The 10,350-nt window shown below is 34.3% G+C and carries 8 protein-coding genes; all 8 read right to left on the bottom strand.

What is annotated here, in order from left to right; genetic code table 11:
* Positions 1-169: 169 nt before the first annotated feature.
* The 8 genes from CDO51_RS08435 to CDO51_RS08400 all read right to left on the bottom strand — a co-directional run bounded on the left by CDO51_RS08435 (position 170) and on the right by CDO51_RS08400 (position 10,344).
* A complete protein-coding gene (locus tag CDO51_RS08435) occupies positions 170-1,246 on the bottom strand; it encodes an extracellular solute-binding protein (RefSeq protein WP_089023839.1) in 1,077 nt (358 codons plus the stop codon).
* A gap of 537 nt (positions 1,247-1,783) precedes the next feature.
* Positions 1,784-2,347 carry a TetR/AcrR family transcriptional regulator gene (locus CDO51_RS08430; protein ID WP_089023838.1) on the bottom strand — a complete coding sequence of 188 codons (564 nt, stop codon included), beginning with the start codon at positions 2,345-2,347 and terminating at the stop codon, positions 1,784-1,786.
* Between the two features lie 24 nt (positions 2,348-2,371).
* Positions 2,372-5,497, bottom strand: a complete 3,126-nt coding sequence (locus CDO51_RS08425; protein ID WP_089023837.1) for an efflux RND transporter permease subunit — start codon at positions 5,495-5,497, stop codon at positions 2,372-2,374.
* Entirely contained in the window at positions 5,494-6,783 is a 1,290-nt protein-coding gene (locus CDO51_RS08420; protein ID WP_089023836.1) for an efflux RND transporter periplasmic adaptor subunit, read from the bottom strand. The genes CDO51_RS08425 and CDO51_RS08420 overlap by 4 nt, the downstream gene beginning before the upstream one ends.
* Before the next feature lie 739 nt (positions 6,784-7,522).
* A complete protein-coding gene (locus CDO51_RS08415; protein WP_089023835.1) occupies positions 7,523-8,089 on the bottom strand; it encodes a DNA-3-methyladenine glycosylase I in 567 nt (188 codons plus the stop codon).
* Between the two features lie 11 nt (positions 8,090-8,100).
* Positions 8,101-8,622: a flavodoxin family protein gene (locus CDO51_RS08410; RefSeq protein ID WP_158212395.1), complete on the bottom strand. Its 522-nt coding sequence runs from the start codon at positions 8,620-8,622 to the stop codon at positions 8,101-8,103.
* A gap of 16 nt (positions 8,623-8,638) precedes the next feature.
* Positions 8,639-9,118 (bottom strand): 23S rRNA (pseudouridine(1915)-N(3))-methyltransferase RlmH, encoded by a 480-nt coding sequence (rlmH, locus tag CDO51_RS08405; protein WP_089023833.1) that lies wholly within the window; start codon positions 9,116-9,118, stop codon positions 8,639-8,641.
* 59 nt (positions 9,119-9,177) lie between these two features.
* Positions 9,178-10,344: a S1C family serine protease gene (locus CDO51_RS08400; protein WP_205842172.1), complete on the bottom strand. Its 1,167-nt coding sequence runs from the start codon at positions 10,342-10,344 to the stop codon at positions 9,178-9,180.
* Positions 10,345-10,350: the final 6 nt, after the last annotated feature.

The raw sequence follows: 10,350 nt of genomic DNA, 5'->3' as shown, positions 1-10,350 counted from the left end.
AGATTTTGCATTAGGCTTCCTTCAGACTCCACCTCACGATGGACGCCCTTGCCATTTGCTAACAGTTCCTGCCACCAAGCCTGTAGCGGACTTTCACCGCCTAGCTACCGCCCATGCAGGGCAAACTGATAAGAACAAGACAGCTTTAAAAAGCTGTCTTGTCTCTCTTTTATCTTAGCTCAAGATCTAAACCTGATTGCTCGATTAAATCAGTTGTATCTTCATAGTAGTTTCCAAGCTCATCAATAGGCATATCTTGAATATTTAATTCATCAGTTTCTACAATGTGAGGTTCAACTTCTGAAGGATATTCAGCACCATATTCAGAGTTGATTAAAAGTTCTAATGATTCTCCTACAAATTCAACTTGGTTTTCTTCTTCTAATAACCACTCAAGAAAAACCTTCGCATTTTCTTCATTAGGTCCATCTTTCACTAAACCAGCTCCAGCTGCGTTCGCTACAGTACCCATCTCATCTTCATCCTGATCAAGGTAAATAAAGCCTACATTGTTGTTATCAGGTTCTTCTAACTGCTGGTGGAAATAGTAGTTGTTTACAAGACCAAATGCATGCTCACCTGCTCCAACTGCTCTACGAACATCACTATAACCTTGGTAAATACCTGCCGCATTTTCTCTTATTGATTCTACCCATTCTGAAGTTTTCTCATCTCCCCATTCATAACGAAGAGCTGATACATGACCGATCATACCACCATTACCACCACGGGTGATTGCATATCCACCTTCAACATCAGCCCATTTAGGATCAAATAAATCTTTTCCTCTTGTTGGCATTTCGTCTTCAGATATCATATCTTTGTTGTATATAAATCCTCGTGATCTTAATGAAATAGCAAAGTAAGAGTTATCTTCTGATCTAAATTCTTCTGGTATTGTCTCAATACCTTCTAGTTCTGCTCCCTGTAATAACTCTTGTTGATCTAAGTACCCTAACGCTCCTAAATCGTTTGAAATAAATACATCTGCTTGAACATTATTTGATTCTTCTTCTATTTGTTGTGCATCAGCACCATGTAAAGCTTGAACCTCAATACCTGTGTCTTCAGTGAATTTATCTAATAAGTTGTCAACAAACCTTTCATTACGGGCTGAATAAACAACTAGCTCATCATTTTCTCCTTCTGCACTCCCACACCCTGCTAAAAGCAGAACTCCTAGCATTAAAGTGATAACAAGTAGAGTTTTTGTAACTGTCTCAATTTTCAAAAATCCATCCTTCATCTTACTACCTCCTATAAATTTTATTGTTAGTGTAGAACTAAGAGAAAATAGTTTGATTGAAACTGAAAATCATTCTCATTAAAAACAATTTAAATCCCTCAATTCCTACCTGAAATAATACTATTAAAACTATGGTTTCGCAAGTCTTAAATTTTTCCTCTGCTTTGATTATAATTAAATATCTCTTTCATATTCACTAATTGAAAACGTTTCTCACTCACAATCCTTATCAAGTTGATAGGAATTCAACTGTGTATGATAGGTTTATTGCTATTGTTTAGATCCCTTTTAAACAGTAGCATTAGGATTTTTCTGTTATACGGAGCTGTTCGCTACGTATGCAGGTTCAACTTACTAGAGAGTAACCCAAAATTTTAAAACAGTTTACAAGAGTTCCCTCAACCCGTTCTAACAGATTTTTTTTGATAATTAATTTTCTGATGGCCATCTATTAAACTGTCCTTAGTAATCAGATGACCATCAGATCAAAATAACTTAAAATATAGGGTTAATTAGTAAGTTAAACTATCTTTCAAATTATATTCCATGGCGTAAAGTCTGAATAAGACAATTAATTTCCTCTTGTTCAGGCTTTTTATTTTCTAATAGAATTAAAGCACCAATGACCTCAATTTCCCAGCCCTTTAACATACGTGCATACAATTTTACATTACCTGGCCTTATTTCACCTCTTTCAATCGCTTCTTTAAAGGCAGCTTCATACATTTCTAAAATGCTATTCCTAACTTCTAATAACCAATCATATAACTCGTTTTCAATAACTATCCGTGATTCAGAGTTTAATATAAGACGAGCTATCTCTTGATTTTCCCAAAGAAAATTTGCTTCTCTTTCTAGTACAAGAGTCAACTTTTCCCATATAGATAATGGCTGTGATAAGGAATCATTAATTATCTTTTGATACTTTTTAGTCCCAATTCTAATCATTTCAATAAACAGATTCTCTTTACTATCAAAATACTCATATACCGTCCCCTTGCCGACACCAGCTTCATTAGCTATCTCTTGTATTTTAGTAGAATGATACCCCTTTAAACTAAATACTTTAGCAGCACCCGTTAAGATTTGGTTTCTTTTCATTGTTAAATACCACCTCTTTCATATTTACATGCCTTCAGAAGTAGATGATGGCTGACTTTTGAATTTACTAATAAACCATTTTGATACATCGTCTAATAAACTATACATAACTGGTACAAATATTAAAGTTAGAAGTGTTGATACAATAAGACCACCTATTACTACAGTCGCCATAGGCGCACTAGCTTCTGCTCCCTCTCCTATGCCAAGAGCTAAAGGAAACATACCTACAATTGTCGTAAGAGTAGTCATTAAAACAGGCCTTAACCTTTTCTTCCCAGCTTCTAAAAGTGCTTTTTGTCTCTCAAGTCCTCTATCTCTATAAAGTAAGTTAATATAGTCTACCATCACTATTCCATTGTTAACAACAATACCTGCTAACATGATCATTCCAATAAAGGCAACAATACTTAAACTTCTTCCTGTAATAAGCAAGGATAAAATAACACCTATCAATGATTGTGGTAGTGTAAACATTATAATAAATGGATATAACAGTGACTCAAATTGAGCTGCCATAACCATGTAAACCAAAATAACTGCTAAAACTAAAACTAAAATCAATTCACCAAAGGCATCCATCATATCTTCATACTCGCCGCCATACTGAACAAAATAGTCCATTGGTAGATCAACTTCTGAAACTTTTTCTTGAATTTCTTCCATTACTGTACCTAAGTCTCTATTAACTAATTGTCCATTAATTCTAGCAACTCGATCTTGATCTTCTCTTTCGATTTCTTGTGGTGCATCACCTAGTTCGATTGAAGCCACTTCTTCAATTGGGACTTCTTCTCCTGTAGCTGTCGATATCAATAAAGTTTCAAGTGTGGATAAATCCCAACCATCAGGGTGTTCTAATTGCATATTTATATCAAACTCTTCTCCACCTTCTCGATAGGTTGAAATTCTATTTCCATCAAGAGCAGTATTTAAAAATGACCCTACTTGAAAGGTTGTTAAGCCATAAGTCTGAGCCATATCTCGATCTAAATTAACTTCTAATCGAGTTCTTGGTTCATCAAAACTTGTAGTCACTTCTCTAGTCCCTTTTACAGAATCAACTTCTTCTGCTATCTTAGAACTTAACCTTTCTAATTCATCTAAATCTTCTCCTAGAAGCATAATATTTATTGCGTCACCACTTGCACCTGCACCAGCTGCACCTCCCATATCTTCTTCTGTTACTGATATATTGGCACCAGGTATCTGAGGTAAAGTTTCTCTTATTTCGTCAGATACTTCATGGGAAGCGCTCTCCCGCTCGGATTCACTGACAAGGCGTATATCTAGTCTGGCAGTATTTCCATCACTTCCTCCACCTGACATATCCATAGAACTACCACCAACATTACTAAATACAGATTCAATTTCGGGTATATCTCCAAGTTTTGTCTCCATATCTCTTACATTCTGGTCTGTTATTTCAATAGGAGTTCCTGTCGGAAACTCAACATCAACTGATATTTCACCAGTATCCATAGGAGGAAGAAAGTCAGTTCCGACCATATTAATCATAAAACCCGATAGTACAAGCAGTAATAAGACTATACCTACTAAAACACCTCTTAAGTTTAAACTCCATTCAATTACACGTTCATATTTATCTGTTAAAAAGTTTAAAACTTTGTTAACAAAAATAAATACCTTCCCTGGTTTTTGTTCATCTTCACTTGTCTTGCTTGGAACAAGTTTAACAGTTAATAATGGTATTACCCCTACAGCCACAATTAATGATGATACTAAAGCAAATGTCACTGTCCAAGCCATGGGTGCAAAAATTATATCTGCTATACCTTCTGCAAAAACTATTGGTAAAAACGCTACAACACTGGTTAAAGTGGCAGCAGTGATAGCTCCTGTAACTTCTTTACTACCTAATATAGCAGCATCTTTAGGATTAAGTCCTTCTTCTCGCTGTCGGAAAATGTTTTCTAATATCACTACTGAGTTATCTACCATCATCCCAATACCTAAAGCAAGACCACCTAAAGTTATCATATTTAGTGTAAAATCTTGAAAAAATATTAGAATAAAAGTACATACAACAGAAAGTGGGATAGCTGCGCCAATTATTAAAGTTGAACGTGCACTTCCTAAAAATAACCATAATATAAGCATAGCTATTATTGCCCCGGAAATACCCATAACAACTAAGTTATCGATAGATTCTTCAATATACTCACTTTGATCCATAGCAACTTCGAATTTCACATTTCCTGGTAATTGATTTTCTAAGCTATCTAACTCTTCGTTCACATCTCTAGCAACATTTACAAGGTTTGTATCACTTTGAGATTGAATAGCTAATGAAACAGTTGATTTTCCATTTAATCTAGTAAACGGTTCTTGTTCCTGTTGAATATCATTGACTTCAGCAAAATCCTCAATTCTAACAGGCCCACCAGAGGTTTGACCTACAATTAATCGTTTAATTTCTTTTACACTTTCAAATTCACCTGCTACATGGATAAGATACTCACGTTCACCCTCTGTTAGAGAACCGCCCGAATCATCTAAATTAGATGCAGCTATAGTTTCAGTAACTTCATCTAACGATAAGCCATAGGCGTTTAATTTGTAAGGATCACCTACAATTTCAATTTCTCGTTCAATACCCCCGCCTATATCTACTGATGCGACTCCTTCAATTCTTTCTAATTGATTTTGAATTCTCCCTTCAGCTAAGTCAGTCATTTCCTCATGATTAAGATCACCACTCATACCTACTTGTACAATCGGAAGCATATTTGGGTCTATTTGCATAGTTAATGGATTCTCTACTTCGTCTGGTAACTGTTCCATGACCATATCAATAGTTTCTCTTGCATCTAAAGCAGCAAAATCCATATCCGTATTCCAACCAAACATTAAAATAATTTCACTTTTTCCAGGGCGTGATACTGAAGAAATATTATCAAGACCATCTAATGTAGATAATGATTCTTCTAACGGTCTAGTTACCATATTTTCAACCTGTTCTGGACCTGCTCCTGGATAATTAGTGGAAACTGCAAGAACTGGAAGATCCATATCAGGAAATAAGTCTAATGGTATTCCGGTAAGTGAAATACCACCTATTATTAAAACCATAAAGACTACCATTAATACTGTTATAGGTCTATTAATTCCTATTTTTGATAAATTCAATTTAGATCACCCTCTTGTACCTCAACTTTTTCTCCGGGAATTACATTATCGAGCCCCGCAACTACAACTTGTTCATCTTTTTCTAAACCATCTGTAATCTCTACATAACCGTCCTGGCTAATACCAATTTCAACTTTTTTCATTTCAATTTCATTATCTTCATTAACTAGATAAACGGCATGATTATTACCATCATTTACTAATGCATGACGTGGGATAGTTAATGCATCTTGACTACTATCAACAGTTAACCTAATTCTACTGTACATACCTACCCTTAACTGATCATCTAAACCCTTTTCAGTAATCAAAACTTCAACTGGATAAGAAAGTCCTTCTTCAGGTGGAAGAGAACCTATATCAGAAATAGTTGCTTCAAAGTGATTGTTACTGATTGAGGGTATTTCTACTTCTGCTTTATCACCTTCTGAAATACTATTAATATATCTTTCAGAAAGAGTACCTGTTACTTGATGGCTTTCTGCATTGATAATAATAGCAGGTTCAGTATTTCCAACTAAATCATCTTTATTAATATCTAAATTCGCGATTACACCACTAACGGGTGCTGTGACTCTAGTTCTATCAAGAGCATCTTCTATCATCCTAATGCCGATTTCAGCTTGTTCTACCTGTGCCTCTAAAGAATCAATTTGTTCTTCTCGAGTACCTTCTTCAATGGTATTTAGATATGCCTTTGCAGACTCTAATTGTTCTTTAGCATTTTTATATTGCATTTCAACCTGTTCTAATTCTTGATCAGAAACAAAACCTTCTTCATGGAGGGTTTTTGCTCTCTCATATTCGTTCTTTGCTTGAAGTTTAGACTGTTCTGCTGTGTTAACAGTTGACTCAGCCTCAGCTATTTCGCCTTCCCGTGCGCCTTTTTCTGCTTCTTGTAATTGAGCTTTTGCCATACGTTTTGATGCTTGAGCTTCTTGTAATTGGTACTGATGCTCCTTATCATCAATTGTAAAAAGTAATTTACCTTGTGTGACAGTATCACCTTCAGACACATAAACTTTATCTACTGTCCCTGACATTTCAGGAATTACATATCTTGAATCTGTTGTTTCTACTTGACCTATAATCGATGTTACTTTATTAAGATCTTGTACTATAGGCTCAGATGCTTCTACAACATGAATTTCTTCTTCATTTTCAGATTGTGTTTCACCTTTTCGGTCATTAAATGCTACTACAGAAGTTACTATAAGCCCAACTATTATAGTAATCACTATAATTAAAATCGGCTTTTTGCTTTTTTTTGTTTTTGTACTTGTCAATGTTACCCCTCCTGTGTCGACCGACTAGTCGGTCAAGTGTCTGAATATCATATTTTTAAATTTAATACTTACTTATATCAAATTCTCCACTAATGCCTCCATCAGGCATTTGACTACCTTCGGATCTTGACCACTACCAGATTCCATCCCACCTCTTGAAACGTATCATCACCATCTAAAGAAAGTATCCCCATATCTACTATTTAGTTAAGATGCTCCTAAATATCTTCATTGTTAGATTATTATATATCTCTTTGATATAACCCCAATAAAGTAGCGACACCCAATTAAGCTTCAGTTTTTTAATAACTGCATATAAAATATTACCGCTAGTATTCATTCAAAGTGAAATTGTAATAAAAACTCACTCAATTTTACCCAAACTTATTTAATGAGAAAGTTTTGCTCGAAAGTATCATTTCTTCGATTTAGTTCCTTGGCCTGACTCAAGTTAAGCACTTATACCCATGAAGTATCAGTTAAATATATTTTACAGACCGATAGCTTCATCTAGCAATACACACAGGTTGGGACACTCCCTATCTGTATAACCCGAGCCAGGCAATAAATTATCTTTTTTTTGCGATATTTAATTTAGAAAATAAATCAAAATAAAGTTATTCTTTTTTTAAAATTCTATACTAATTATGTATTTTTTGCAAAGGGTAACTTATCCACAGAGTTTGTTAACAATTTTGTGGATAAGTCATAAAAAAGTCTACCTCTTTATGAGGTAGTTCTATAATCTATTCTTTGGATGCCAATTACATGTTGTTAAATGATCATTTAATATACCCACAGCTTGCATATATGAGTACATAACTGTAGGACCAATCATTGAAAAACCTCGAGATTTTAAATCTTGACTAATTTTTTTTGATAAGGGGGTATATGCTGGTACTTCATCCATAGTTTCATAGTTATTGATTATAGGAGTATTATCTACAAAACTCCATATGTAAGAATCAAAGCTTGAATATTGCTCTTGAATCTTTAAAAAAGCCTTTGCATTTTGAATAGCTGCACGTATTTTGCGTTCATTTCTAATAATTCCTTTATTAGCTTTTAGTTGTTGTACCTTTTCTTCATCATATAAAGCTACTTTTTGTGGTTGAAAGTCTGAAAAGTTTTTTCTAAAGTTATCTCTTTTTGATAATATCAAAGCCCAATTTAAACCTATCTGAAAAGACTCTAAAATTATAAACTCAAAATGTATTTGATCATCATGAACAGGTATCCCCCACTCATTATCATGATAATCTATTAATAGCTGATTTCTTTCACACCACGAACATCTTTTTACCATTTTTGCAACTCCTAATAACTAAAATTTTTTATAGTTGTTTTAGTTATCACATTTCTTATATAGGTCTCAACTTGTTTTCTTACATCATAAAGATATTTTGAATTTGGTTCATAAAAGTCACCTTTGTGTAAAACATTATTATTGTCCTTAGACAACAATGTTTCCAGACTATCTAAGGTTGATACTGAATGACCTTTTTGACAGCAAAATAATGCAATTTCTTTTTCTTTTATAGCGTGTTTCTTTAGAAAAGTACGAATAGGTGGTGTATAGGACCCTGCCCAAACAGGTGTACCTATGAATAAAAATTGATAGTCTTCAGGGTTTAGCGTATAAGGTTTTAATTCAGGTTCTTCTTTTAAAAATACCTGTTTTCCTCCCCAAATATATTTAGAGAGTGTACCCTTTCTTTCCTTTTTTTGAGGCTCGATCTTCAAAAGATCACAATTAAGCTTATCTCTTAACATCGTTGAAATCAGTTCAGTATTACCCTCTAGTGAATAGTAAACAACTAAAATTTCAGATGATTTCACTTTATTGCCCCCTTCTCTAGTAATGATAAGGTTCATTACGATTAATCTTTAAGGCTCTATAAATCTGTTCTACTAAAATTAGCCTCATTAGCTGATGTGGAAAAGTGAACTTAGAAAAAGATAATAATAAGTCTGCTTCTTGTTTAAGTTTTTCAGATAACCCCAAAGTACCACCTATAACTAAAGTTATGTTACTAGTACCGTGTAGCGATAACTTATCTAGTTTCTTAGCGAAATCTTTAGAGGTTAGTTGATTTCCGTTAGGATCTAAAATAATTAAATAGTCCTTTGAACTAATATATGTTCTTATGCGTTCTTCCTCTTCTCTTTTTACCTTGTTAACCTCTTCAGTATGTAATTTTGACGGTAAAGGAGTATCTTTAACTTCTTTAATCTCGAGTTTTGCATATGGTATTATTCTTTTTTGATATTCTTTTATTCCTTGAATTAAGTATTTTTCTTTGATTTTTCCAACTGCAATAATTGTGAATTTCAAATAGTAAACCTCCTCTTACTAAATATTATAAAACCGGACAGATACTCTGTCCGGTAAAGTTAGTTAATATCTTGATAAGGATTACTCTCAAGAGTCATTTCAACAGTTTTTTCTTCTTCATTTCTAATTATTGTGGCTTCAACCTGGTCTCCAACTTCAAAATCATTTCTTATACTTCGTAATTTAGGTAAATTTTCAATTTTACGATTATCTATTTCAGTCAGGATATCACCTGACTGTATCCCAGCATTTCCTGCAGGACTGTTAGGTTCTACTTCCTGAATATAAACACCATAATCTACTGGTAGATCAAAAATTTCAGCAACATATTTATCAATTTCTTGAATAGCTATCCCAATCCAAGGTCTTTCCACATAACCTTTTTCTACAAGTTCGTCAACTATTTCAATGACTAAATTACTAGGTATAGCAAAGCCCATACCCTCTATACCGGATTCACCAATCTTTATACTATTTATACCAACTACCTCACCTAAAGCATTAACTAATGGCCCGCCGCTGTTTCCAGGGTTTATAGCAGCATCAGTTTGAACTAGTCGGATATAATCGTCACCTACCCTAACTGTACGATCTGTTGCACTAATTACACCTGAAGTTACAGATTGTTGAAAAGCAAGTCCTAATGGATTACCAATAGCTATAGCAAGTTCACCAACAACTAAATCTTTAGAATCACCGAACTCAGCACTAGGTAGCTTTTCTTTTTCTAAATCTGTAGGATCAATTTCAAGAACTGCCAAATCAGTTTCTGCATCTTTACCAATTATTTCAGCCTTTACACTCTCTCCTTCATCTAATGTGACAATAATTTCATCAGAGTTTTCGATAACATGATGGTTAGTAACTATCAATCCATCAGAATCAATAATTACACCAGAACCAGTACCCCGTTCCATAGCTTGGCCCCATCCATAAGCCCTGTTTGTAACTCCGACAACTGCAGGTCTTACTTCTCTAGCAGCTTGAGATACAGCTGTATTTTGATATTCCTCTGGATCAACATCGGTATTCAGATTTTCCTGGACTTCCTTCTCAGTAGAAAGAGAATTCTCATTTTCATCTTCTCGAACAATTTCATCTTCTAACCGCCCAGCGACTGCAGGTGGAAGTATTATCGAAGCCACTACACCACCAATAATAGCTCCTAATAACCCAATTAAAGCTATTGTAAAAAAACCTGGTCCTCTTCTTTCATAAAAGGACATTTTTAC

Origin of the sequence: Natranaerobius trueperi (genome assembly GCF_002216005.1) — a bacterium.
Classification (GTDB): domain Bacteria; phylum Bacillota; class Natranaerobiia; order Natranaerobiales; family Natranaerobiaceae; genus Natranaerobius_A; species Natranaerobius_A trueperi.
The sequence above is the reverse complement of the archived record's forward strand: the minus strand, read 5'-3'. Positions and strand labels throughout refer to the sequence as shown.

What these genes read in the sequence shown, in the direction of transcription:
- CDO51_RS08415 (WP_089023835.1), bottom strand. Translation starts at nt 8,089, where the DNA reads ATGGTAAAAAGATGTTCGTGGTGTGAAAGAAATCAGCTATTAATAGAT.
- CDO51_RS08435 (WP_089023839.1), bottom strand. Translation starts at nt 1,246, where the DNA reads ATGAAGGATGGATTTTTGAAAATTGAGACAGTTACAAAAACTCTACTT.
- CDO51_RS08400 (WP_205842172.1), bottom strand. Translation starts at nt 10,344, where the DNA reads ATGTCCTTTTATGAAAGAAGAGGACCAGGTTTTTTTACAATAGCTTTA.
- CDO51_RS08430 (WP_089023838.1), bottom strand. Translation starts at nt 2,347, where the DNA reads ATGAAAAGAAACCAAATCTTAACGGGTGCTGCTAAAGTATTTAGTTTA.